Genomic DNA, 25,409 nt, shown 5'->3' on the forward strand with positions numbered 1-25,409 from the left:
TACGTGGAAAAGAACTTCATGGCTAAGATCATGGCTAATATACGCGACTTTCAAAGTAATGTAAGAAAAGCGCAAAGTTTAGCTAAAACATCTATTCCAGATGAAATTGAAACTGATGTGAAAGCTAATATTAGCCAATTCCAACGTAATCTCCAAAGAGCCAAAGCTATGGCGCAACGTTGGCGAGAGCATAAAGTGGATATAGACGGAGACACCAACCCTATTAAACGTGCGATATCTTTTGCTAAAGCAGAATTGCAACGTATTCGTGATAAACGAGTAGATATTAAAGGTGACAACGATAATTTAAAGCGTTCTGTGATTAGCGCTAAAGCAATGTTAGCGTTACTGCATGATAAAACAGTACACGTAAATTTTGACACTAGAGGAATGACTAGAACACAAGTGTTAACAAGAGCTTTAGGTCAATCTTTAGACGAATATGGCGATAAAATGGACGCTTTAGCTACTAAAATTAGAACGTTTGGTACTATTTTTAGCCAACATGTTAAAGGTTTAATGATAGCAAGCATTCAAGGCTTGATACCAGTTATCGCAGGTTTAGTACCTGCAATTATGGCAGTATTGAATGCGGTTGGTGTATTAGCAGGTGACGTAGTTGGTTTAGCCGGAGCGTTTGCTATTGCAGGAGCAGGTGCGTTCGGCTTTGGTGTAATGGCTGCAAGTGCTATAAAAATGCTTAATGATGGTACATTACAAGCAACAGCTGAAACTAGACGTTATCAATCTGCATTAGAACAAGTAAAATCAACGTGGGCAGGCATTATCAAACAAAACCAATCCCAAATATTTAATACGTTGGCTAATGGTTTAAATACTGTAAATGTGGCGCTACAACGCATGACACCATTCTTGAGTGGAGTTGCAGCAGGAATGGAAAAAGCGAGCGCTAGCGTGCTTAAATGGGCGCAAAATAGTCAAACTGCTTCTAAATTCTTTAATATGATGAACACAACAGGCGTTAAAATATTTAATACTTTATTAAGTGCTGCTGGTAGATTTGGCGACGGTTTAATCAATGTATTTACCCAATTAGCACCATTATTCTTATGGGTAGCACAAGGTTTAGATAGTCTAGGTAAAAAGTTTCAAAACTGGGCTAATAGCGTAGCTGGTCAAAATGCTATCAAAGCATTTATCGAGTATACAAAAACCAATCTACCTAAAATAGGTCAGATATTTGGCAATGTGTTTGCCGGTATTGGTAATTTAATGGGCGCATTTGCACAAAATAGTGCCGGTATATTTGATTGGTTAGTTAAATTAACTAGTCAATTTAGAACATGGTCCGAACAAGTCGGAAAATCAGAAGGCTTTAAGAAGTTTATTAGCTATGTGCAACAAAATGGACCAGTGATTATGCAATTAATCGGCAATATTGTACGTGCTTTAGTAGCGTTTGGCGTTGCAATGGCGCCAATAGCAAGCGTTATCTTACGTGTTGTTACTGCTTTTGCAGGTTTTATTGCTAAATTGTTTGAAACACATCCGGCAGTCGCTAAAATCATGGGCGTACTTATGATTTTAAGTGGTATATTCTGGGCGTTAATGGCACCAGTGATAGCAATTAGCACAGTACTATCCAATGTATTTGGTACTAGTTTAATTAAAGTTATCGGTAGTATATTACGTTTCGTTTCATCTAGTGGCATTTTAAGAGGTATTTTAACTATGCTACAAGGTGCGTTTAGATTGTTAATGAGTCCGATTGCTAATATATCTAAACTACTACCTATTTTAGGTACTGCGTTTGAAGTGCTTACTGGTCCAATCGGTATTGTAATTGGGATAATCATGGCTTTAGTCGGCGTTATTATCTATTTGTGGAAAACGAACGAGAATTTCAGAAATATGATAACAAGCGCGTGGAATGGCATAGTTTCGGCGATTTCAGGTGCGATAAGCTCAATTGTTAACTGGTTTATGCAATTGTGGGCTTCAATCCAACAAACCTTGCAACCGATAATGCCATTACTTCAACAAGTTGGCCAAATTTTTATGCAAGTACTAGGCGGCTTAGTCATGGGCGCTATTCAATTATTGATAGGTGCGTTCCAATCTTTATGGCTAGCCGTATCAGTCGTATTTACTGCCATTGGTGGTATTATTTCGGCTGTCGTCCAATTAATCGTCGGTTTATTCACGGCATTTATCCAATTGCTAACTGGCGATTTTTCAGGTGCTTGGCTAACCTTACAAACTACGATTTCAAATGTGCTAAATACAATTTGGAATACGATACTCTCAATTTTTACTCAAATTTCTAATTTTATTTTCACATCTCTAAACTCTATTTTAGGTACTAGTATTAGTAGTTGGGGTCAAATTTGGTCGTCCACAGTACAATTTGTCACTCAAATCTGGTCTAGTGTGTCACAATGGTTCGGCCAAATGGCACAGTCTGTTTGGAACAAAATGGTACAAGCGTATAACTATGTTGTATCTACAGGTGCGCAATGGGTGAGTTCTATCGGTTCAACTGTTTCTAATTTCTTCAGTCGAGTTGCAAATGGTTTTATGCGAGTTGTCAATTCTGTTTGGCAACATATGCAACAAGCGTACAGTAGGATTGTTTCTGGTGGATCGCAATGGGTATCTTCAATTGTTAGTGCTATGTCTAGGTTTGTTCAAAGTGTGATAAGTGGTTTTATGAATGTTGTTAGCCAAGTGCAATCAGGAATGAGTAGAGCAGTTAATACAGTTAGAAACTTTGTAAGTCAATTTGTTTCTGCTGGACTGGATTTGATGCGCGGTTTAGTAAACGGCATCAAAAAAGGCTTATCATGGGTGGTAAACGCAGCTAAGAACGTAGCACAAAGTGCCGTTAATGCCGCAAAAAGCGTCTTACACATACATTCCCCATCTCGTGTGTTTAGAGGAATTGGTGAATATATTTCACAAGGCTTAGGAATGGGTATCTTAGCAGACCAACACAAAGCGGTGAATGCAGTTCGTAGTGTAGCTAGTAATTTAACTGACGCGTTTAAACCGGAATTATCTACAGACTTAACAGACGGTTTAGGTGGTTCATTGAATGGTAGCGTCGACGCTCACATGACTAAAGATGTGAGACACAGTATGCAAGAGAACAATCGTCCAATCGTAAACGTAACTGTTCGTAACGAGGGCGATGTAGATTACATTAAATCTTACATTGAAGAACAAAACGGTAAAAACAGCAGTATGGGCTTGTAAAGGAGTGTTATTATTGATTGCTCACGACATAGAAATAATTAAAGATAATAAAAAGTATAAAGTCAGTAATAACACTTTTACTGGCTCAGTTTTAGAAGTAGTATCCTATGATGTCAAAGGCTCAGGATATGATCGTGAATACAGTACAGTTAATGGTGCGAAAGGAAGGTTTTTTAACTCTGTTTATGAAGAAAAGAAGATAGTTAGTCTTAGATTGAGATATCAAGTAGAAAAAATGGCTCAAGTAACACATCTTAAATCAAATTTACAAGCATTATTACGTGGTCAATATTATTTACGTGAATTATCTACACCTGATGCATCTATTAAATATGAAGATATATTCAACACAAAACCTCAAGAGTTTGAACTAGATTATGTAGACGGTAGACAAATATTTGTTGGTCTAGTTAATGCAATTTCAATCGATACCACACAAACGGCTGGTGAGTTTGAACTTGAATTTGAAACTGTTGAATTGCCTTATTTCGAAAGTATTGCTTATAGCACTGATTTAGAGAGCGAAAGTGCAAGTATTGAAAAGTGGGCGATATCTGATGATTTACCTTTCAATGTTAACGATAATAAACGTAAATACACATTCCACGATACAAAAATATGTAATGTTTACTATGCTGGTACTGTTGAAATTAACCAAATTAATCAAGATAGTACGGTTGAAGTGACATTGGCAGAAAACGTATCTAAAGATGATAAAAACGGTGCTACTTTTTATATGGTTGAAAGTGGCGATGTTATTAACATCAAAGGTTTAGAGTTGAAATCAGGTGATACTATTAAGTTTGATGGTGTCCACACTTTCAGAAACGGCTTAAATATTGATGCTTATAATGTGAGCCGACGCAACCCTACTTTAATACCTGGTTGGAACACGTTTAGAAGTACCAAGTTGATGCAAAAAGTCGTGTTCAAACACAAAGAATATTATATGTAGGGGTGACGATATGACGGTATTATTAAAAACATTACAAGGTTACGGTCAAAATTTACCAGTTGAAACTGAACTGAACACTAAATTATCTGATACAGATAATGCGTTAACAATTGTAATTGACGAAAATAAAGGTACATTTGATGCTATCGGTGCAATTACAAAGATGTGGACGATAACAGGCGTTGCTGGTCCAGAAGATGAAAATGAGTATCGTATTGTAATGCTAGATAAAGAAACTCGAGGTCAAAAAAGTAGATTAACAATAAAAGCTAGACCAGTAGAAATCGACGACTTAAACAATAATCGTATTTACGAAGTTTATAATGGTAGTTTTACTGGCAAAGCATATTTCGATTTAGTTTTTAAAGGTACAGGTTACAAATACAAATTGCATGCTAAAGTATCATCTTCGAAATTTGAAAATCTTGGTAATTGCGACACAAACCTCGATTTATTTAAAAAAGGTTTGGAACGATATTCACTAGAGTATGAATATGATGCAAAAACTAAAACATTTCACTTATACGATTATATCGAATATAAACCAGAATATTGGATAAAAGCAGGCGTAAATGCTAACAATATCAAAATACAAGAAGATGCTACTAAATGTTTTACATTTATAAAGGGCTTTGGTGGTTATACAGATCAACAAACTTATAATGAGGCAAGTTTGCAATTTGAATATACATCACCGTTAGCTGATGTTATTGGTAAAAGGCATGCGCCACCTGTTCAAGACGGAAGAATTACCAAAGAAGATACTTTAAAAAAGAGCATGGAAAAGGTTATCAACGATAGTATCAAAACATCAGTAACACTCGACTTCGTGTTATTGAAAAAGTATTTTAAAAACGCCATACCTAGGGTCGGCGATGTTGTTAAAGTAATTGATGATTTAATGGGCTTGAACGTTGATTTAAGAATTATCGAAATCACAACCAAGCGTGATATAAATGGAGATATCATAAAAATGGACTTGGTATTAGGTGAGTTTAGATTGCAAGATAGATATGTAAAAGCAGTTGGTAAAGCTGCTAAATATGTTACTAACTTAAAAACAAACAACCCTGCTAAAACACAACAAGAAATGCAATCACAGGCAAACGCCAACACAAAAACCACACAAGATTTATTGGGTAAAACAGATGATTTACAAGCAAAACTTGATAAAGCAAACGCTAAAAGCGTTACTACTTCAAACGGAACAATTGTACATGATTTCTCAAGTAAATCTAGTATCAAAAAGGTTAAAACCATAGGTACAATTGGCGATAGTATTGCTAAAGGGTCATTAGCTAAAAACAATTTTACTCAACAATTAGCTAAAAAGATTAAAGCAAAATATACTAATCTTGCTGAAAGTGGGACTACCATGAGTGATATTTACCAACAAGCTTCTAAAATTAAAGGCGATTTAATCATCATACAAGGTACTGATGGTGATTGGGTCAAAAACGTAGATATAGGCACTGATAAAACGGATATAAAAACGTTTTACGGTGCCTTTTATAGTGCGATTGAAGTCATCAAAAAGAATAACCCTAAAGCAAAATTATTGGTAATGACACCTGCAAGACAGTGCTATATGGAAGGTTCTAAGGTTAAACGCAAAGATACTGATAAGAACGATAAAGGTAAAACTTTGATTGATTACGTAAACGTACAAATAGATATTTGTAACGACTTGGATATACCTGTGTTTGATGCGTATCGATATGAAAGTTTCAAACCATACAGTCCAGCTTTTAGAAAATCTAGTATGCCAGACGGCCTTCATTTTAACGATAAAGGACACGAAGTCATCATGTATGAATTAATTAAAGATTATTATCAATTTTATGACTAAAAGGAGGCAAAATATGATAAAAGATATTGTTACAAAATTGCATTCTTACTTCGGTGAAAAATTCATTAATCAAGTTGAAAGTAATTTTGAAAATATCACTAGTTGGTCTAACAATGTAGAAGATAACATCAAAGCACATAAAACAAGCGACAAAGTAGCACACAATTCATCTCAAATCACATATGCTGACACAACAGTAAGTGAATTTTTAACCTATTTGAAAGGTCAGCAATCAGCATTGGTTTTAGGACATAATGGCGACGGTGTTGCGGAATTAAAAGCATCACGCACTGCTATTGACGGTACAAATCACGATGTACTCTCAGATAGATTATTTTATGACTTTAATAAAACTAAAAATGATATGGATAAATTACGAGATGAGTTTACAACGAAGCTTAGACGTAATGTACATGTAGATGATTTTGGTGGTGATCCAACAGGTAAAAACGATAGTACAAAAGCTTTTGAACAAGCGTTAGGCAATGGTAATGTAACAGTTAATATGAGTGCAGGTGCTTATATCGTTACTGGCATTAAAATACCTAATAACACAAGATTGATTGGACAAGGCAAAGATATTACCACAATTAAACTTGCTAATAATACACCTGCCGAAAATTGTGGTATTACCAACCTAAAAACAAGCGGTAATGCAGAAAATATATCAATCGAAAACTTCACTTTTGATGGTAATAAATTTAGACAGGGTGGAGGTTTAAAACCGTCTGGTGGCTCACGTTCTTCTAATATACGTTTTGCAGGTGTTAAAGGTGGTTTTATTTATAACGTCAAATCACATCATTCATTATTACATGGTATTGATGTAACGTTTGCGAGTGATGATTATTATTACCAAGGTGACGGTAATAGAGTGCCACAATCATTAGAAAGTCAGTTTGTACACATAGATAAATGTGAAGTTCATGATTTTGGTGACGACGGTATTACTACCCACCATTCACGCAATATAACAATATCTAACTGTTACGCTCATCACCCTACAATTAGTGGCGGTAATAATAACGGTATTGAAATTGATGACGGTTCTCAACAAATTTATTTATCAGATAATAAAACAGAACGTAACTTTGGTGGTTTAGAAATCAAAGCACATGCAACTGCTAGTGCTGCAAGAGCCGTATTTGTTAACAATCATCAATCATATGAAGATATACGATCATATAACATCAGACATATCGGCCACCACAGAAAGAAAACAGATACCCTTACTAAAACGGCAGATACAATTGTTCTAAACAACTGTGCTGCCCTTTATCCTAAATATAATGGTGTTTATCCAGACACAACGCCTAGAGCGTTAGTGGTAAGTGCTTATCGCAACGTAACAATTAATAACTTTACTGCTATTGGTGATGATGACTTTGGTAAACTCGCTAGTGGTAAATTTGACGATAACTTACCGGCCATAGCACTACAATTTATGAGTGCCAATATAACTTTGAATAACATTAATATCATGGACTTTAAAAACGCGGGTGCTGATATACAGATTTACGGTGGAGATAATAGAGGTTATCGTCATGTTATCAGTAACTTCAACATTTTAAATTCATCTAAAAAAGTGGGAATTCAAAGTGGTGGTGGAATTTACGAGTTAAAAATCATCAATGGAAATATGAAAGGTAACGGTACTGGAAATGCTATTGTTGCTTATAACAATACAACTGAAATAAGTGGTGTTAGCGTTGATTACTACGATTACGCAGCAGTTATTGCAGATGAAAAGTATAAAGTTGCACCGACTGTATTAAAGGGGCCGTTAAGTGCAAGTACAACTGGCTCGGCAGCAGTTGCAGAAAAAAGTGCGGTTATCGCATCGAGTGGCGGTACTAAAGCGTATAGTCCACGTTCTTTTGCATTAGGTGCAGGTATGAGTTCAAAAGCTATGGGTTCGAGAAGTGGAGTTATCAACTCGTTGAGTTCGGAAACGGATAGATATAGCCACGCTCAAACAATTTTGAACAGTCGTAACGTTAAATCACCTGGAAGTTACCATATTGTTGCTGGTTACAGTGATAAAGGTAAACCCTCTACATCGAATATTAAAATTGACTTTAATGTATTGAAAGGCGATCTAACTTTAGATGGTAAGTTGAAACAAAACAATGCAGATATTGCTGAGTATTTCGAAAGCCAAAGTGGTCAAGCCATTGATTTGGGGACTATTGTAACTTTAGACGGTGATAAAATCAGAAAAGCACAACCGAGTGATAGACCTATTGGTGTTATATCTGGTACTGCAGCTTTAATAGCAAACGACAAAACCTATCAACATAAAGATAGATATCTTAAAAATGAGTATGGTGTAACTATTACAAATCGTGTTCAAAAAGAATTTATAGATGATGACGGCAACTCTCATTTCGAATGGCGTGACATTCCTGTCGAAAACCCAGATTATGACGAGAAATTGGACTATGTATCACGCGAAGATAGACCAGAATGGAATGTAGTTGGTTTGTTAGGTCAAATCTATACAAATGTTGAGCAGTATGTTGCGCCTGGTGATTATATAAGTGGCAGAGCAGGCATAGGGTATAAAGATGATGTTAATGGTGTAGGTCGTGTAATGTCTATCACTACGCCATATACGCAAGAAAGAGGATATGCAATTGCTAAAGTATTGTGGGGTGTTAAACGATGAGTGATGTATTTGAGTTGAATAAAGTTGCAACTATCGATTTAGAAGAAACGCCATATTTGAGACCGATATCTAATAGAGGTATCGGTTTTTACAATATGGATAAAAATACAGCGCAATTTCAATTTATAGTTAAAAAGAATGACAAACCTTTGTTGATATCTGGTAACAACGTTAAAGGTTACGCGTTTTTTAAAGCTAAAAATAGAACGCAAACGGAAAAAGCTAGTACATCTGGCGTGTTAGATATCGATTACATTAACCCGATGAAAGGTATTGTTGGCGTATCCGTTCCACAATGGTTTCTAAAAAATGTGGTAAACAGTGAAGTTTTAGGAGAGATTTATTTATCACTTAACGATGTGTCTAAAAAAGGAAAAGATGACACTGTTGTTTTAGGTACATTCACATTTGAAGTTAAAGATGCTTTAATTAATCAACTAGAAAGCGATATAAAAGTAAGTTACATTCGAATGTTTGATGATTTAAAAAATACTATTGAAAGTAAAGTAGAAAGCTTAGTTAATGATATTCAATCAACTACTAGCATGGTTGATGAGGTCAAACAAATCATCACAAATGCAGTTAAAACTATTAATCAAACTACAGATGATAGCATTAAATTAATAGATGATAGAAAAGTTAGTATCTTGCAAGATATTAACAAACAAAGCGAAATGGCAATTACTCAAATTAATTCGAGTAAAGATGATGTTGATAGCAAATTTAAGTTAGCACAATCTTCTATGCAAAATGATGCCGATTTAATCATTGAAGAATTAGAGGGTACTATTGCAGATGCAAATAACGTTATCGATGAAAAGGTAAACGCCTTTAAAAATAATGGTGCTTTAACTAAAGATGATGTTGATAGCGTGATGAGTAGCTACGATTTACAAAAAGCCAAATTAACAGATAGCAATGGTATGGCAATTCCGATTGTTGATTTAGATTTCAATGATCCGTTAAAACTTATCACTAAAAGTGGTTTATATTACCTATACAATTCTTTAAACGGACCAGTAACTAGCGCTAGAAACGGTATACTATGGGCTATGTTTATGGGTAGCAATTACATTAAACTCATATTCCTACCTTACAATTCAAATGAAATATATGTACGCAGTAAAAATGGTGCAGATAATTGGTTGAATTGGAGAAGGGTTGACGGTTTTACTGATACTGGTTGGAACGACTTAACAGTTGTAAATGGTACTGTACCTAACCCAGCATATAAAGATAGTGAAGGTTTTACGAGTGCGTTCAGAATAGTAAATCAAAACGATGTTATGACGACGTATATCAGATTGAATGTAGGTAATGTGTTAAATGGTCAAGTAATCGCAACGCTACCTAAAAATGTAGTTAACAAAGTACAATCATTTCCAGTTGCAACAAATGGTAAATCTGGTTGCCGTGTAGTGGTTTTAACAACTGGAGATATTGTTTTTTACACATCGGGTATTACAGGTGAGTGGACGAGCGAAGATTATATTTACAGTGAATTGAGATTTACGAATTAGGAGGGGCCTTATGAAAATAGTTTATTTGTGTAACAATGGTCAACCTGTACTTGTTTTTGAAAATGAAGATGGAGAATTTATTTATCCTGATGATAAATGGACTGATGTAAAACCACCTAATGGTTTATACGCACCTATTTATTATGACGGTCAGAAGTGGGTGGGACAAGAAAAAGAAGAGTTTGAACAAACATTACCAGAACCACCAATCGATGATAAAGATTTAGTTATTACTAATCTATCACAACAATTACTAGATACTCAATCGGAAGTCGAAAACGTTAAAAAGGATATGGCTACCGTATTAGAATTATTAACGACAAAAGGAAGTGCTGATGATGTACAGAGTAGTTAAACGATATTACAACATGAAATTATTTCCACTCGAAAAAGTAAAACAAGCCGTCACAGTAAAATGGATAACTGAAGATGAATATAAAGAAATTACTGGTTTAGATTACGAACCACTAGCTGAATAGCTGGTGGTTTTTATTATGGGAAAAAGTAGGTGTTATATGAAAAACAATATGAAAGATTTGACACTGGCTGAAACCATAGCATCAATAATGGTTTTTAGTTATGGTTTTAGAGAGTTTTTAAGGGGTTTCTTTTGGTTCAAAGAGCAAGATGACGTATTAGATGATAGTTCTTTTTATTTAGCGTTACATCATATTATGCCTATTTGGTGTTGGGGTATCATTGTGATGCTTGCAGGTTTAATCGTAATGATTTCATCTATATTTATTGCATCAAGTGATCAAAATACTAAATTCAGCAAACTTATTACATTGGGTGGTTTTTTGTCAGCTATTCTTTATTTTTTAATGACCAGTGCAAGTATTTATCATTCAATCAACTGGCTAACCACTGTACACATGGGGCTAATGTCAGCAACAGGTTTTGTTGCGTCCTTTGTTGGAGGTGCTGACTTATATGCCAGACGAAAATAAGTATGTACTACGCCACGAATGGGTTAAATCAAACGGCGATATTTACAAAAAGATTAACGAAAATGATAAAAAGAACATCAAAGAAATAGGCGAATTAAAAACGAAAATTGAGATACAAACTACATTACAACAGCAAACATATGAAGCTCAAAAAGAGACTAATCACAACATCAAAGATTTAACTAAAGTTATGACAAACGTAGGTAATGAAATGACTGATATTAAGTACAAAGTCATGTCTCATGACGAAAAAATAGAAAGTATTCAAGGGACAATAGAAACAAAACAAAAAGGTAGTGTTCAAATCATTGTAGCACTCATAGGCTTGGCCGGTACTTTAGTGGGTGCTGCCTTTGCGTTTGCACAAGTCTTTTTTTAAGTCGACTTTAATTAGTCGGCTTTTTATTTTGGAGGTGGATAAATGGGACTACCAAACCCGAAAAAACGAAAACCTACAGCGTCAGAGGTTGCAGCATGGGCAAAAGCAAGTATAGGAAAAAGAATAGATTTGCCTGGCTCTGGAGGAGGACCACAATGTTGGGACTTGCCTAATTATATATTTGAAAGATATTGGGGTTTTAGAACATGGGGTAATGCAGTTGATATGGCTTATTACAAATATCCTAAAGGTTTCAGGTTTATCAAAAATACGCCTGATTTTGTTCCTTTGCCTGGAGATATCGCAGTTTGGCATCCTGGTAACGGCATCGGATGGGCAGGGCATACAGGTATTGTAGTAGGCCCTAGTAATAAAAAAACATTTAGATGCGTGGATCAAAATTGGGTACATAAAGAATACCCACCAAACTACAACTGGGGAAGTGCCGCAGCATATGTAACACATAGCTATACAAGTGTAACAGGTTTTGTGCGTCCAGCTTACCAAAAAGAAGTTAGAAAGACTGGAACTAAACACGAAACAAACAAACCCAAAACACCAACAAATGTTAAACCAGAAGTTAAGCCACAAGATAGTTCTAAAGATGTTACGTCAACTGGCGAGGCTAAAAAGCCTCACTTCAAAGAAATTAAAAAAGTCCAATACACCGACTTTCAATACTCTCTAGATAAAGAGTTAGAATATAACGACCATTTAATAGTGGATGACGGTAATTTGATGACCAAGCCTAAAGGTATATACATCAAAGAGTGTCCTCATTTGAGAGATGTCGAAGAATTGTATCTACAACGTAATCGGTTTGTTAGCAAAGATGAATATCCACACGTTTATATTGACCGTGAACAAATATGGACCCCTAGACCACCTGATACAGAGGCACCCTCACATCCAGGTTGGTTAGTGTTAGAAGTTTGTGGCGCGCAAACAGAAAGTAAACGTCAATTCATGCTAAATCAATTACAAGCACTTATATATGGTGTGTGGTTAATGAGTTGGTCAAAAATCAAATTGTCTGAAAGTACAATCAAAGCAGACCCTAACATTTGGCGTTCGATGAAAGATTTAATCGACTACGATATGATTAAAAACGGCATTCCTGACGGAAGCAAGTACAAAGAAGTCGAAAGTAAAATCATTGAGATGTATCTTAAAAAAGATGACCTGTTGAAAGAGAAAATTGTAACAACAACAAGTGCAAAAATAATCAAAATTAAATCCGATAAAGAGGTTAAAACAGCTAAACCAACAGTTTCAACGCCAGCTACCTCTACAAGTAAAAAACCTACGCCACCAAAACAAACTAAAGCTAAAGTCACAGTAGAGAAGAGTGGTTTTACATTTGCTCAAGCACTCAACTTACAAATGAATAGAGGGTATCCACAAAAAAGTAATGGTTATTCATGGTACTTCCCTAGCCGTTCAGCTGTAAGTGCAGCGATGAACCCTACAAGTATATGGAACAGCGCATCGCAACGGTACCAAATGCTTAATTTAGGTAAGTATCAAGGTATTAGCGTGTCGAAATTGAACGTTATCTTAAAAGGGCGCGGAACGTTATCAGGTCAAGGTAAGGCGTTCGCAGACGGTTGTAAAAAATATAACATCAACGAGATATATTTGATTGCTCATGCGTTGCTAGAAAGTGGCAATGGTAAAAGTAATTTTGCTAGTGGTCGTTATGGTATGTACAACTACTTTGGAATAGGCGCGTATGATAACAACCCTAACAACGCGATAGCTTTCGCTAAAAATCGTGGCTGGACGACACCGGCAAAAGCGATTATCGGTGGTGCTAAATTTGTTAGACAAGATTATATCAACAAAGGTCAAAACACACTATATCGTATGCGTTGGAACCCTAAAAACCCAGCTACGCATCAATATGCAACGGATATACGTTGGTGTGAACATCAAGCAAGTACAATTTATAGTTATTACAAAAAGATAGGTTTAAAAGGTTTGTACTTTATACAAGATAAATATAGATAAGGCTATTCACTGTGAGTGGGTAGCCTTAATTTTATAAATGAGGTGTATATATGATAGGTAAAGTGAGTGATATTGAAACTAATATCAATGTTGGTACCGCCGAAAACGGTAATATCAACGCGAATTTTTACACAGAAGATGACGGTAGTGCTTATATTCGAATTACAGTGACTGATAACAACGTTAATGTAGATTTTACTGACACAAATTTAAAACCTAGATTAGATCTATTTAGTCAAGATGGTTCAATTTTTACAAATGAACCGTTAGATATTGTATCTCCAAAAGACGGTGTAATTATTTATAAGGTCTCAGATAACGTGATTAAACATGCTGGTCGAGTAGATGCTAAATTATTTTTAGAATATAAAACGCAAAGTGTACATGTAGCCAATTTCTATTTTACTATTCAAGATAGTGGTATTGACGGTCCAATTGGTAAAGAGGTCAATGTATCATCTTTGCAAAGATTGGTTAGAAACGTCATGTCCGAAAACGCTATGGGGTTACTTACTGATGAATATACTCAAGAATTGAAAGATGATATTCATATGTATTTAGTAGAGAACCCAGATGAATTTAAAGGTGAAAAAGGCGACGTTGGTCCACAAGGGCCACAAGGACCAATCGGTAATAGTGGTTCGTCTTTAATTTTCGAAAACGCACCAGCAAAAGACGGTACTTTATTACGTGTTTATGATAGTTTAGATGATAAAAAAGGCGAGTTGAAATATGAAACACTTATAAAAAGTGACATAAACAATAACAAAACAACAGTAGATATTACTACTTTAGGTGTTGTAGGAGATGGCAAAACAGACGATACAGATGCGTTACAAAAAGCATTAGATTATTGTGCTAATAATAACATTGCAGCTCAATTTAACGGTACAGCGTTAGTTACAGATACAATTAATATTAATTGCGTGGTTGATATGCCATTAGGTTCAATTTTATCTGATGTAGGTAGTAAACCAACGATAGTATACGGTAATGAAGATACTTATATAAGAGGACATATTTCCACATTACCTAGTGTTATTGCAAAAGATAGAGCGTGGGATATTACAGGCTCAACAGGCATTAAAGTATTAAACGTGATTGAAAGTCGTTTGACATTCGGTCGTATCGAAAACTTTAGCATTGGGTTGCGTATATCAGCAACAAAAAGCACAGTTTACAATACATTTAACATCGGTACATTAGCCAACAACAAAGTTAATTTAGTTGTTAGACAAGAAAACGATATCAGTTGGATCAACGAGAATGTATTTGACGGTGGGCGTTATTATCACTTTTCTAGTGAAGGTACCAATGTAGAAAGTGTATATCAAATTGTTGTATCTAAACCAGATACTAACCCTTATTTAATCAATAATAACTTGTGGGTTAAACCCAGTGTTGAAGGAGAAGTTGCTAAAATTGGCATTCGATTGCAAGGTGTATATAATACATTTTTCAATGCTCGATTTGAGAAGAATAAATCACCTAAATACACAATATCATTCTTTTCAAATTCTAAAGATAAACCTACACAATTTAACACAGTGTTATTAGGTTACCAATCAGCCAATGTTGTTTTTAACGAAGATGAATTTTCATCTAAAAACATCTTGCAGGGGCAAGGTTTTACTCGAGTTGCCACTTCATCTTCTAACGGTGCATTCAGATATCAGAACACTTATAGTGATGCAGCGCCGTTGTTCAAGTTGATTAGTGCATCTCAAAAAATTGATGATACATCAGAAAGTAACTACAACGTATCTTTGTCGCCAAATTCTATGAATATGAAACGGCCAACTGATTTATTCCCACGATTAAAATTTGATTTTGTGACAGGTGCTTTAAAAATGGGTGACGGTACAAAAGAACCTAACGGATTTATGCAGGGTACTTCAACGGGTATAGGCGTTGACGGTGATTTTTCAATCAAAAACCATGCATGGAATAACAATATTATTCAATTAGGTAATAAGTGTATTTGGGTCGATAGCAACAACGATATACGAGTTAAAACAGGTAAGCCTACATCAGAGTTTGACGGAAAAATAACAGGAAGATAAACAAAGGTTAGCTACGGCTAGCCTTTTTATATTGGAGTGATTAAATGTTAACGAATGTATTAAATGTGCTTGAAAGTACTGACGGTAACCGTATTAAACAGGGTGATAAATCAATCATGCGTTATGTGTTACAAGATGCGAATAACGATAACTTAGATTTAAACGAACTAAGTGCTAAAGCGTTTTTCAGTTTAAACGACAAAGTTGAGTATACGTATGCAACGGTAGTTAAAGATAACGCAGTTGAGATTGTAATCGACGATGTCATACCAGCTGGTCTTTATACACTTGAAATTTGGGTTGATAACAAATATTCGTTTCCTAGCGATAACAAAGCAAAAATCGAAGTGGTACCTAGCATTATTGGTAAAGGCATTGAAGATATTAAGAGTAAGAATATTTGGGACGAAGTGCTTAAATATGGTATCGACAAAGGCCTTATCAAACAAGACGGTGGCAGTGATTTTGTCGTAAGTGCAGAACCGCCTAAAGATACAAATAAAATCTGGATAGATACAAACGGAGGTCAAAAATAATGGCAAACGCAATTCCTAAAATATATAATGAGCAAACTAATGAATGGATTGAATTAATGGCAAAACCTATTGCTGAAGAAGTAGTGCGAATAATGAAAGAAGATTTTATGCGTAATAAAGAAGATATTAAATTATCAGAACTTAGTTATGGTAACGAGAACGAGTTTAGATATTATATTGCTTATCAAGCTGATGTAAATCAATCAGCGATTTTCAATTTAGAAGGTTCACTACCCTTTTTTTTGAATGAGATTCTTAATAAAAAAGATAATTACTCTGCATTATCAAATAAAGATGTATTAAACGACGCTGATGCACTATCTTTTATCGAGCCGTTAAATGTTTTTGATGTAGTATACAAAGACACATTCGGCAATGAAGTTACAACGAGAAGTAACGAACTTCCACAAGATTTAATGATGGCAACTTCACGTGTCATAAAAAACAATAAGTCAGGTAATTTTACTATCTCATACACATTTAATGATAATCCTATTGAAGATAAACAATATAATTTTGAAAAGGCTAGCGAGTAATCGCTGGTCTTTTTTTGGAGGAATGAAGATGACATCAGATAAATTAAAACAATATATTGGCTTATTCGGTGGTATGTTAAGCGCTTTATACCTTGCGTTAAAAGCAAGTGGTATAGAAGTGCCATTTTTAATGCCAGATAAATTAACAGCTTGGGAAAACTTTGCAACGTCCACTGTACCGTTTTTAATCGCCATATATGGCGTGTACAAAAATTCATATGTATTACATCAAAAATCTAAAGCACAAGAAGAATACTTGAAAGAAAATAACTTAAAATAGGGGTGTTATAAATGGCTACTGAAAATTGGAAAGGCGTAAAAGTACGCTATGATCTATTAACTAAAGGTACACGACGATATGGCGAGAAATTAGATGGTGGTAAACCACAATTTATTGTTGCACATGATACAGGTAACCCTAATACATCAGCACAAACTAATGTTAATTATTACGAGAATACTTATAATATACCTTGGAACAGTGTAGCTAGCGCGCATATATTCGTTGATGATAAAGAATGTGTCGTATGTATACCGACAACAGAAAAAGCATGGCATGTATTATATGACGCGCCTACTGATAACCTTTGGTATAACAAAGATGCAAACGACGTAGCGATTGGTGTAGAGATTTGTTACTTTAGCGATAAAGAGCGTTCTCGTAAAGCTTTAGATAACGGCGCTCGTGTGTTAGCATATTTGGCAGAATACTGGAATATTGACTATAAAACTCGCATGCCGGGACATCAAGATATCCAATCTGATAAACAAGATCCAGGCAATCTTTTGCAAGCGTGCGGATATGGTCGTAACACAAGCAACTTAGATAAACAAGTAGCTAAATACTACAAAAAAGATGTTAAAGTCAAAGTGACACCTACATCAGCCAAAAAAGGTGCTACTACACTCACACGTGACGAATTCGTGAAGTGGCTTAAAGCTACTGAGGGAAAACAATATGATTATGATATGTATGCAGCATTCCAATGTTTTGATTATGCTAACGTTGGTTGGAATAAATTATTTGGTCACGGACTAAAAGGTGACGGAGCTAAAGATATTCCATTTAACGCTTGGAATTTAGAAAAGTTTAAAGAAGAGGCAAAGGTTTATAAAAACACACCTAAATTCTTAGCAAAACCTGGTGACCTAGTTGTTTGGGGTGCTCAACTCGGTGGTGGTTGGGGTCACGTTGCTTGGGTAGTTGAGGCTACTTTAGATTATATAGTTGTAATCGAGCAGAACTGGTTAGGCGGTGGTTGGACTTCTGGACCAATCAATAATGGTACTGGTTGGGAAACGGCTACACGCAGAAAGCACAATTATGAAACTGAAATGTGGTTCATTCGACCTAACTTTGCTACTAAAGCCACAACTAATACATTGTCTAATAAGCTAAAAGATAAAAAAGAAGAGAAGAAAATCACGTGGAACTGGAAAGGTCGCTTTGTTGCTAATACAACTATTAAAGTTAGACGTTCAGCTGGTTTACATGGATCAGTTGTAGATAGCAACTCATGGTTACTTAAAAATCAATGGGTAGACTTTGTATCTGTGACTAAACGCAATGGATATTGGTGGGCTAAGTTTAAATATCCGACTAACCCTAGCGCCGGTTACTTCTATTGTGCTTTATGTAAAATCACAGATAAACAAGAACGTATTAAGAAAGAGAAGTATTTTGGCAAGATAAATTGGAAGTAATATGATATAATATACTCAGATGACATTTCACTATATACTCGTTCGTATAGGGATAAGCATAACGGTGCTTGTCCCTTATTTTTTATGTTATAATTAAATAGATTTTAACGCTAAACGATCTAGCCATATCTCTATTCGGGGTATGGCTATTTTATGCGACCGACATCAATATCGGTCGCAAATATGCTATAATTGAATAGAAATTGCGGTACACATCTGCGGAGTGTATCTGAGGTCAACTGTTGCGACGGTTGGCCTATTTTTTTATGCCTAAAAATAAAAATATTGTTGATTTTATAGTTCATATGAACTATAATATATTTAGGAGGTGAAGGGAATGAGGCGAAAAGAAAGATTAGAAAAAAAGCGTCACGATAAAAGAATGATGTTAATAGCTCTGGCAGGAGTCGTACTACAAATCATTTCAATCATCGTAACGCTACTAAAATAGGAAAGGGCGAAAGCCCTTTACCTCATTATATTATGGAGGTGCTAAAAATGACAAGCAAAACTATGAGAAGATTAACAACAGTATTTATGGTTACAACTATTGTGTTAGCTATAATTAATGTAGTACTAATAATTTTAAAATAATATAAACGCCTCATTCTTAATAAAATGAATATATACGATGAATTAATCAACACAATCAAAAGACTTATATTAGACGACAAAGTTTCAAGTTATCAAATAAACAAAGAGACTGGTGTGAGTTACGGCAACATAAATTCTATGCGTCGTGGTGAGAGAAGTATTGAAAATCTGACATTAAAAAATGCTGAAAAACTTTATAATTATCAAAAGGGGATAGAAGCAATGACTAACAAAACTTATATAGTAGATATGAATAAACAAGATAAAGCAGTTGAAATCATTACTAATGAATACGGTAGTTTTTACTTATATGAGATTAGCCCTGAATGGTTAAAAGACACTGACTATATTTTAGACTTGATTAAGAATGAAGATTTAAACAGTAAATTTACTGGCGAAGAAATCGAAGAACCTACTCAATTTGAATATACATTGCAGGAAGTAAAAGACTTTTTAGAATAAAACAAAACCGGGATAAATTCCCGGTTATTTTTGTGTCGAAAGTGTCAAGCGCGTGTCAAAATAGTTCTATTTAGTTCAGTTTTGTTCGAAAGATAATTCGATATAAATGCGATAAATAAGCATTTTTCTAGCTAGTTCTATATTTATAAAAATCCCTTACTTCCCGTTTGATTACTCAGATAGTAAAGAAGACAATTTGAATTGTCTTCTTTTTTTGATTTATAGAAATTTAAAAAACCAATCGCATATATTTTAATCATAACCACTGCTAACTCTTATAAAAATCGTTATAATTGATATGTATAGTGTATGGAGGAATGAATATTGGATTTTTGGTTAAAAGAACAAAGTATAAATAATAAAAATAAAATAGCAGTTACAGATGGTGAAACTGCAATAACATTTGAAGATTTATATCATCGTGCTTTCAAATTATCGCAACGCTTACTTTCTTTGAATGAAAATAGAGTGGGGCTATATATTCATAATAATATTGAATCAGTAATACTAGTGAATGCATGCTGGTTAGCTAATATTGAAGTGGCCATGATAAATACACGGTTAACACAACAAGAAATGATTAATCAAATGCGTTCTGTAGATATTTCTACAATTATTTCTACTACGAATTTTGATTTACCTTCTTTTAAAATTGTAAATTTCAATGATTTAAACACTTTTGAACCATCTTCAAACACACAATCATTCGATATAACACGTATTGCTTCAATTATGTTTACTTCTGGAACTACAGGTCCACAAAAGGCTGTACCACAAACCTTTGAAAATCATTATGCGAGTGCCATAGGATGTAAACAGAGTTTAGGCTTTGATCAAGATACGACATGGCTATCTGTATTGCCTATCTATCACATTTCAGGTTTAAGTGTGATTTTACGTGCAATGATTCAAGGCTTTACAGTTCGTATTTTAAAAAAATATGAAACTCAAACAATGCTTAATATTATAAAAGAAGAGAAACCTACCCATGTGTCACTCGTGCCACAAACATTAAAATGGCTTATGGATGCAGGGTTAAATCAACCATTTTCAATAGAAAAAATATTACTAGGTGGCGCGAAATTATCATCAACATTAATAGATCAAGCACTTACTTATCATTTACCTATCTATAATTCGTTTGGAATGACAGAAACGTGTTCTCAATTCTTAACTGCAACACCAGAAATGCTTGCACAACGTTATGATACTGTTGGAAAACCAAGTGAGAATGTGAAAGTAAAAATTAAAAATCCAAATGAAGAAGGGCATGGAGAACTTCTAATTAAAGGCAACAATGTCATGAATGGCTATTTATACCCTGAGCAACTGGATGATACGTTTGAAGATGGTTACTTCAAAACAGGTGATATTGCAGAAATAGATAACGAAGGTTATGTTATGGTTTATGATCGTCGTAAAGATTTAATCATAAGTGGTGGGGAGAATATTTATCCATATGAAATTGAAACGATAGCTAAGAAATTTGAAGGTATAGAAGATGCAGTATGTGTTCCACAGGAAGACGAAACTTGGGGCCAAATTCCAGTGCTTTATTATGTTTCTGAAAATGAAATTTCACATGATGCACTTACCCAATTTTTACAAAATAATTTAGCTAAGTATAAAACACCTAAACATTATTATCGTATGGAATCATTACCTTATACTTCTACTGGAAAGTTACAACGAAATAAAATCATTTCACAGGTAAATCAACATGAAAATTAAAGGGATCAATTTTTATTATTACAATGCAGCATTTCATTCTCCGATTATTACTCCTAAAGTTGAAATGACGCATAGAAAAGCACTTATAGTAGAATTCATTACTGATAATAATCAGTCTTATTTTGGAGAAAGCAACGCGTTTGAAACAAATTGGTATGATAAAGAAACCATTTATTCGGTAAAAAATGTTTTAGAAGAATGGACGGCCCACGTCAAAAATGTCACGTTTAATACGTTTGCGGATTGGGAGCCATATTTGCGTCAACTTGAGTCTTATCCTGCTGCACGTTGTACAGCAGTGATGGCAATCTACCAAATGTATCATCAGTTACCTAGTTTCACTGTAGGATATGGAGCTACTGCTAGTGGTTTAACGGAAGCACAATTACAAACACTTCAAACGACGCAACCGCCTCGTATTAAGCTTAAATGGTCTAATCAGTTGAATGAGGACATATTTAAGTTGAATACACATCTTAATCACAAATATTATTTAGCGCTAGATGCTAATGAATCGTTATCTATTCAAGATTTGGAAAAGGTAAAACAACTTACGTCGCAACATATTATATATATCGAAGAACCCTTTAAATCATTATCTCTACTTAATGAAGTAGATCTAAATAATTATCCACCCATTGCTATAGATGAAAAAGCACTCAACGAGGAAGCGATTATTTCAATAATTGATCAATATCCAATCGACGTGGTGATTATAAAACCATTTAGAGTAGGTGGGATTGATAAAGCGCAACAATTAATTCAAACTTTACATCAACATCAAGTTAAAGTGGTAGTTGGTGGAATGTATGAGTATGGTTTGAGCCGTTACTTTACAGCGTTGTTAGCAAACGAAGGGGATTATCCAGGAGATATTACGCCGGATGGGTATTATTTTAAAGAAGATTATACGCAAAGCATAGGTAAATTAAAAGAGGGATTGATACATTTTAATCCCCCAATTATTAATAAAGCACAATTAACACCTTATGAGTGATGGTGTTCGTGATTATTTTTATCTTTTTTTAAAGGGACAGGGTCGAAACCACCTTTATGAAGTGGATGACATTTTAAAATACGACGTACGCCCATATAGCCACCTTTAAAGGCACCATAGACTTCAATTGCTTCTCTAGTATATTCTGAACAAGTAGGATAAAAGCGACAAGTCGGTGGTGTCATTGGTGAGATATAATGTTGATATATATGAATGATGCCTAAAAATATTTTTTTAAACATGGAAATCCTCCAACATAGATTAATTATTAAATAGTTTAACACATTCAAAGGAGTAGTGAAGAACGTGGAGTTTATAGATAAAGATGATAGACGTGTCACAATGCAGTTTAAAACAAATAATGATGATCCGAATGGCAATCACGTTTTAGCTATTCCCATTTTCCAGAAACAATTATTATTTACACAACACAAACAAAGAGGTATTGAATTTCCTGGTGGCAAAGTTGAACAAGGAGAATCTAGTCGAGAAGCCGTTGAGAGAGAGTTGTTTGAAGAAACAGGTGCGATTGCTAGTAATATAAATTATATTGCGCAATATCAAGTGCATACGAATAATGGTTCTAAGTTTGCTAAAGATGTTTATGTCATTGAGGTCAAAGAGGTTCAAAATAAAAAGGACTATTTAGAAACTGAAGGTCCTCAGTTATTCAAACGAATTGATGATATTTCTGAAGCACATCAAAGTTATTTAATTCAGGATGATGCTATTCTCAAATGTTTGGAGAGGGTGATTGAGCTTGGGTATTATAGCTACTAAAAAAATGCCGATTGAGTCAAACACGCACCGTTTTGAAGAAATCACTTATGAGGTTGATAGTCTTAAAGTTAAAGCATTACAAATGACGCCTTATGAGGAAAGTGTAAAACGCATAGTGATTTATTTACGCGGAGGTAAAGGTCAAGTTGGACGTGTTCGTGCAGCAAGATTAATGCAGTTTGCAAATTTAAATACCTTAGTGGTAGGACCATATTATAGAGGAAGTAATGGTAGTGAAGGTCGAGATGAATTTTGTCGTGCTGATTTAAACGATGTGACAGAACTAGTGCGCATTGTAAAAAAGAAATATTCAAATGCTTATGTGCATATGATTGGATTCTCAAGAGGGGGATTGCAAGGGTTACTTACGTTCCAAGATTATCCAGTTGATAGTTACATTGCATGGGGAGGGGTTTCTGATGTGCGATTAATGTACGAAGAACGCGTGGACTTGCGTGGAATGTTGCGACGAATGGTTGGTCATCCTAAGAAAGATAAAGAAGAGTATGAGAAACGTGATGCGATTAAGGATATAGATCATACGAGCCCTCCCATATTAATTGTGCATGGAGGCAAAGATTGGCAAGTTGGCATTCATCAAGCTTATTATTTAGAAGAACAGTTGCAGAAAAAGAAAGCTCAATATGACACATTCTATCAATTAGAAGAAGGCCATGTACCACGCCCTAAAGCAATGAAAGATGTATTGAATTACGTTCATCTTTGGATGAATAAAATTGAAAAGCAAAAAGAAAATGCCCATTCTCACTAACACATCAATAAGGTGTCAGTGGAGTGGGCATTTTTATTCAACGATTAAGTATTATTTATTGAATCCGCCAGATTTAGCAATTTCTTCAACTTCTGGACCGAATTTTTTGAAGTTTTCTTCAAATCGTTTAATTAAGTCATCAGCTTGTTCACGATATTTATCTGAATCGCTCCATGCATTGATTGGGTTCAAGATTGTTTTAGGAACATCTTCCATTTCAGTAGGTATGCTTAAGCCAAATTTTTCATCTTTAGTAAATTCAGCATTTTTTAATTTACCAGTGATAGCTTGGTCAACCATGTAGCGTGTGTAGTGTAAGCTAATACGACGACCTACACCGTATTTACCACCAGTCCATCCTGTGTTTACTAAATAAACATCTACATCATGTTCATCAATTAATTCACCTAATAAATTAGCATATTTAATAGGATTTAATGGTAAGAATGGTGCACCGAAACATGTTGAGAATGATGGTTCAGGTTCTGTTACACCACGTTCTGTTCCAGCTAATTTAGAAGTGAAACCACTTAAGAAATGATACATAGCCTGTTGTTTAGATAATTTGGCGATTGGAGGAAGGACTCCGAATGCATCTGCAGTTAAGAAGATAATTGTATTAGGGTGTGCTGCTTTTGATGGTAATACAATATTATCAATATGGTGAATAGGGTACGCTGCACGTGTATTTTCAGTGTTAGTATTATCGTCGAAATCCACACGACCACGTTCGTCAACTACAGTATTTTCTAAAATAGTACCGTATTTAATAGCATTAAAGATTTGAGGTTCTTTCTCTTTTGAAAGATTAATTGCTTTAGCATAGCATCCGCCTTCAATATTAAAGACACCATTTTTATTCCAACCGTGTTCATCATCACCGATTAATTTGCGGTCTGGTGCAGCAGATAATGTTGTTTTACCAGTTCCTGATAAACCGAAGAATAAAGCTACATCGCCTTTATTTCCTACGTTTGCAGAGCAGTGCATACTCATAATATCTTGCATTGGTAATAAATAGTTCATTACTGAGAAGATACCTTTTTTCATTTCTCCAGCGTATTCAGTACCACCGATTAAAATTGTTTTATGTTTGAATGAAATGATGACAAATGTTTCAGATTTAGTACCATCTACTTCTGGATCTGCTTTAAAATGAGGTGCTGAAACAATTGTGAAGTTAGCTTTAATATCTTTAGCTTCGTCTAATGAATCAGGTCTGATAAACATGTTTTGTGCGAATAGGTTATGCCATGCTAATTCGTTGATAACCGTTAATTTAAGTTGAGTATCTTTGTCACTTCCAGCATAACCGTTGAAAACGTAGAGTTCATCTTTTTTATCAAGATAGTCTAAAACTTTATTGTAGAGATTTAAGAAAGTTTCTTCATCAATAGGTTGGTTAATATCTCCCCAGTGGATATTATCTTTATAAGAAGGTTCAGTTACGATGAATTTATCTTTAGGTGAACGTCCAGTATATTTACCAGTACTTGCGTTGATTGCTCCTAGTTCAGTTAATTCACCTTCGTTGTTATCTAAAATTTTATTGTAAAGTTGTGTAGTAGAAAGTTGGAACAGTGAACTTTCTTTCTCTAATAAGTGTTTAATTTTAGGTGTTTCGCTGTATGTATCTACTGACATACCCAATCCCTCCAGCATCTAATTATTAATATATTTCGTGTAA

General features: G+C 34.8%; 21 protein-coding genes and 1 pseudogene. 20 read left to right on the forward strand and 2 right to left on the reverse strand.

What is annotated here, in order from left to right; genetic code table 11:
- The first annotated feature begins 3 nt into the window (after window positions 1-3).
- The 18 genes and pseudogenes from MT340_RS05450 to menC all read left to right on the forward strand — a co-directional run bounded on the left by MT340_RS05450 (window position 4) and on the right by menC (window position 22,170).
- A complete protein-coding gene (locus tag MT340_RS05450; protein ID WP_243603638.1) occupies window positions 4-3,216 on the forward strand; it encodes a phage tail protein in 3,213 nt (1,070 codons plus the stop codon).
- A 13-nt stretch (window positions 3,217-3,229) separates the two neighbouring features.
- Window positions 3,230-4,171: a phage tail family protein gene (locus MT340_RS05455; RefSeq protein ID WP_243603639.1), complete on the forward strand. Its 942-nt coding sequence runs from the start codon at window positions 3,230-3,232 to the stop codon at window positions 4,169-4,171.
- A gap of 10 nt (window positions 4,172-4,181) precedes the next feature.
- Window positions 4,182-6,020 (forward strand): SGNH/GDSL hydrolase family protein, encoded by a 1,839-nt coding sequence (locus MT340_RS05460; protein WP_243603640.1) that lies wholly within the window; start codon window positions 4,182-4,184, stop codon window positions 6,018-6,020.
- Window positions 6,021-6,033: 13 nt separating this feature from the next.
- Window positions 6,034-8,688: a peptidase G2 autoproteolytic cleavage domain-containing protein gene (locus MT340_RS05465; protein WP_243603641.1), complete on the forward strand. Its 2,655-nt coding sequence runs from the start codon at window positions 6,034-6,036 to the stop codon at window positions 8,686-8,688.
- Window positions 8,685-10,208 carry a BppU family phage baseplate upper protein gene (locus tag MT340_RS05470; protein ID WP_243603642.1) on the forward strand — a complete coding sequence of 508 codons (1,524 nt, stop codon included), beginning with the start codon at window positions 8,685-8,687 and terminating at the stop codon, window positions 10,206-10,208. The genes MT340_RS05465 and MT340_RS05470 overlap by 4 nt, the downstream gene beginning before the upstream one ends.
- A gap of 10 nt (window positions 10,209-10,218) precedes the next feature.
- A complete protein-coding gene (locus MT340_RS05475) occupies window positions 10,219-10,563 on the forward strand; it encodes a hypothetical protein (RefSeq protein ID WP_243603643.1) in 345 nt (114 codons plus the stop codon).
- 13 nt (window positions 10,564-10,576) lie between these two features.
- Window positions 10,577-10,687 carry an XkdX family protein gene (locus MT340_RS05480; RefSeq protein ID WP_284120971.1) on the forward strand — a complete coding sequence of 37 codons (111 nt, stop codon included), beginning with the start codon at window positions 10,577-10,579 and terminating at the stop codon, window positions 10,685-10,687.
- A 15-nt stretch (window positions 10,688-10,702) separates the two neighbouring features.
- Window positions 10,703-11,158 (forward strand): hypothetical protein, encoded by a 456-nt coding sequence (locus MT340_RS05485; RefSeq protein WP_284120972.1) that lies wholly within the window; start codon window positions 10,703-10,705, stop codon window positions 11,156-11,158.
- A complete protein-coding gene (locus MT340_RS05490) occupies window positions 11,142-11,537 on the forward strand; it encodes a hypothetical protein (RefSeq protein ID WP_243603645.1) in 396 nt (131 codons plus the stop codon). The genes MT340_RS05485 and MT340_RS05490 overlap by 17 nt, the downstream gene beginning before the upstream one ends.
- A gap of 42 nt (window positions 11,538-11,579) precedes the next feature.
- Entirely contained in the window at window positions 11,580-13,547 is a 1,968-nt protein-coding gene (locus MT340_RS05495; RefSeq protein WP_243603646.1) for a glucosaminidase domain-containing protein, read from the forward strand.
- 50 nt (window positions 13,548-13,597) lie between these two features.
- Window positions 13,598-15,610 carry a BppU family phage baseplate upper protein gene (locus tag MT340_RS05500; protein ID WP_243603647.1) on the forward strand — a complete coding sequence of 671 codons (2,013 nt, stop codon included), beginning with the start codon at window positions 13,598-13,600 and terminating at the stop codon, window positions 15,608-15,610.
- Between the two features lie 44 nt (window positions 15,611-15,654).
- Complete coding sequence (locus MT340_RS05505; RefSeq protein ID WP_243603648.1) at window positions 15,655-16,146, forward strand: hypothetical protein; 492 nt, start codon at window positions 15,655-15,657, stop codon at window positions 16,144-16,146.
- Window positions 16,146-16,682, forward strand: a complete 537-nt coding sequence (locus MT340_RS05510) for a hypothetical protein (RefSeq protein ID WP_240574382.1) — start codon at window positions 16,146-16,148, stop codon at window positions 16,680-16,682. Before MT340_RS05505 ends, MT340_RS05510 begins: the two co-directional genes overlap by 1 nt.
- Window positions 16,683-16,710: 28 nt before the next feature.
- Window positions 16,711-16,962 (forward strand): phage holin, encoded by a 252-nt coding sequence (locus MT340_RS05515; protein ID WP_240574379.1) that lies wholly within the window; start codon window positions 16,711-16,713, stop codon window positions 16,960-16,962.
- Window positions 16,963-16,973: 11 nt separating this feature from the next.
- Entirely contained in the window at window positions 16,974-18,386 is a 1,413-nt protein-coding gene (locus MT340_RS12855; protein WP_279390859.1) for an N-acetylmuramoyl-L-alanine amidase, read from the forward strand.
- Window positions 18,387-19,004: 618 nt separating this feature from the next.
- A pseudogene (locus MT340_RS05530) lies at window positions 19,005-19,196 on the forward strand (hypothetical protein); the annotation flags it as partial.
- Window positions 19,197-19,766: 570 nt separating this feature from the next.
- The gene (gene menE / locus MT340_RS05535) at window positions 19,767-21,173 is read left to right on the forward strand and encodes an o-succinylbenzoate--CoA ligase (RefSeq protein WP_243589092.1); all 1,407 of its coding nucleotides are present in this window, start codon (window positions 19,767-19,769) and stop codon (window positions 21,171-21,173) included.
- Window positions 21,163-22,170, forward strand: coding sequence for an o-succinylbenzoate synthase (gene menC, locus MT340_RS05540; protein WP_243589093.1), 1,008 nt, complete (start codon window positions 21,163-21,165; stop codon window positions 22,168-22,170). Before menE ends, menC begins: the two co-directional genes overlap by 11 nt.
- Here menC and yidD read toward each other — a convergent pair.
- Complete coding sequence (yidD, locus tag MT340_RS05545; RefSeq protein ID WP_243589094.1) at window positions 22,161-22,412, reverse strand: membrane protein insertion efficiency factor YidD; 252 nt, start codon at window positions 22,410-22,412, stop codon at window positions 22,161-22,163. The two genes, menC and yidD, sit on opposite strands and share 10 nt — an antisense overlap.
- 100 nt (window positions 22,413-22,512) lie before the next feature.
- Between yidD and ytkD the strand changes: the two genes are divergently transcribed.
- A complete protein-coding gene (ytkD, locus tag MT340_RS05550; protein ID WP_243590240.1) occupies window positions 22,513-22,950 on the forward strand; it encodes an RNA deprotection pyrophosphohydrolase in 438 nt (145 codons plus the stop codon).
- Between the two features lie 4 nt (window positions 22,951-22,954).
- Window positions 22,955-23,722, forward strand: coding sequence for an alpha/beta hydrolase family protein (locus MT340_RS05555; protein ID WP_481906662.1), 768 nt, complete (start codon window positions 22,955-22,957; stop codon window positions 23,720-23,722).
- Between the two features lie 51 nt (window positions 23,723-23,773).
- Here the strand turns inward: MT340_RS05555 and pckA are convergent, their stop codons facing one another.
- The gene (gene pckA, locus MT340_RS05560) at window positions 23,774-25,366 is read right to left on the reverse strand and encodes a phosphoenolpyruvate carboxykinase (ATP) (RefSeq protein ID WP_243603649.1); all 1,593 of its coding nucleotides are present in this window, start codon (window positions 25,364-25,366) and stop codon (window positions 23,774-23,776) included.
- Window positions 25,367-25,409 lie beyond the last annotated feature (43 nt).

The organism is Staphylococcus sp. NRL 16/872 (assembly GCF_022815905.2).
GTDB lineage: Bacteria > Bacillota > Bacilli > Staphylococcales > Staphylococcaceae > Staphylococcus.

Excerpts from the sequence above, each read along its gene's own strand:
- ytkD (WP_243590240.1), top strand. The coding sequence starts at position 22,513 with ATGCAGTTTAAAACAAATAATGATGATCCGAATGGCAATCACGTTTTA.
- MT340_RS05460 (WP_243603640.1), top strand. The coding sequence starts at position 4,182 with ATGACGGTATTATTAAAAACATTACAAGGTTACGGTCAAAATTTACCA.
- MT340_RS05470 (WP_243603642.1), top strand. The coding sequence starts at position 8,685 with ATGAGTGATGTATTTGAGTTGAATAAAGTTGCAACTATCGATTTAGAA.
- MT340_RS05465 (WP_243603641.1), top strand. The coding sequence starts at position 6,034 with ATGATAAAAGATATTGTTACAAAATTGCATTCTTACTTCGGTGAAAAA.
- MT340_RS05515 (WP_240574379.1), top strand. The coding sequence starts at position 16,711 with ATGACATCAGATAAATTAAAACAATATATTGGCTTATTCGGTGGTATG.
- MT340_RS05475 (WP_243603643.1), top strand. The coding sequence starts at position 10,219 with ATGAAAATAGTTTATTTGTGTAACAATGGTCAACCTGTACTTGTTTTT.
- MT340_RS05505 (WP_243603648.1), top strand. The coding sequence starts at position 15,655 with ATGTTAACGAATGTATTAAATGTGCTTGAAAGTACTGACGGTAACCGT.
- yidD (WP_243589094.1), bottom strand. The coding sequence starts at position 22,412 with ATGTTTAAAAAAATATTTTTAGGCATCATTCATATATATCAACATTAT.
- pckA (WP_243603649.1), bottom strand. The coding sequence starts at position 25,366 with ATGTCAGTAGATACATACAGCGAAACACCTAAAATTAAACACTTATTA.
- MT340_RS05480 (WP_284120971.1), top strand. The coding sequence starts at position 10,577 with ATGAAATTATTTCCACTCGAAAAAGTAAAACAAGCCGTCACAGTAAAA.
- MT340_RS05555 (WP_481906662.1), top strand. The coding sequence starts at position 22,955 with ATGCCGATTGAGTCAAACACGCACCGTTTTGAAGAAATCACTTATGAG.
- MT340_RS05500 (WP_243603647.1), top strand. The coding sequence starts at position 13,598 with ATGATAGGTAAAGTGAGTGATATTGAAACTAATATCAATGTTGGTACC.
- MT340_RS05490 (WP_243603645.1), top strand. The coding sequence starts at position 11,142 with ATGCCAGACGAAAATAAGTATGTACTACGCCACGAATGGGTTAAATCA.
- MT340_RS05495 (WP_243603646.1), top strand. The coding sequence starts at position 11,580 with ATGGGACTACCAAACCCGAAAAAACGAAAACCTACAGCGTCAGAGGTT.
- MT340_RS12855 (WP_279390859.1), top strand. The coding sequence starts at position 16,974 with ATGGCTACTGAAAATTGGAAAGGCGTAAAAGTACGCTATGATCTATTA.
- menC (WP_243589093.1), top strand. The coding sequence starts at position 21,163 with ATGAAAATTAAAGGGATCAATTTTTATTATTACAATGCAGCATTTCAT.
- MT340_RS05510 (WP_240574382.1), top strand. The coding sequence starts at position 16,146 with ATGGCAAACGCAATTCCTAAAATATATAATGAGCAAACTAATGAATGG.
- MT340_RS05485 (WP_284120972.1), top strand. The coding sequence starts at position 10,703 with ATGGGAAAAAGTAGGTGTTATATGAAAAACAATATGAAAGATTTGACA.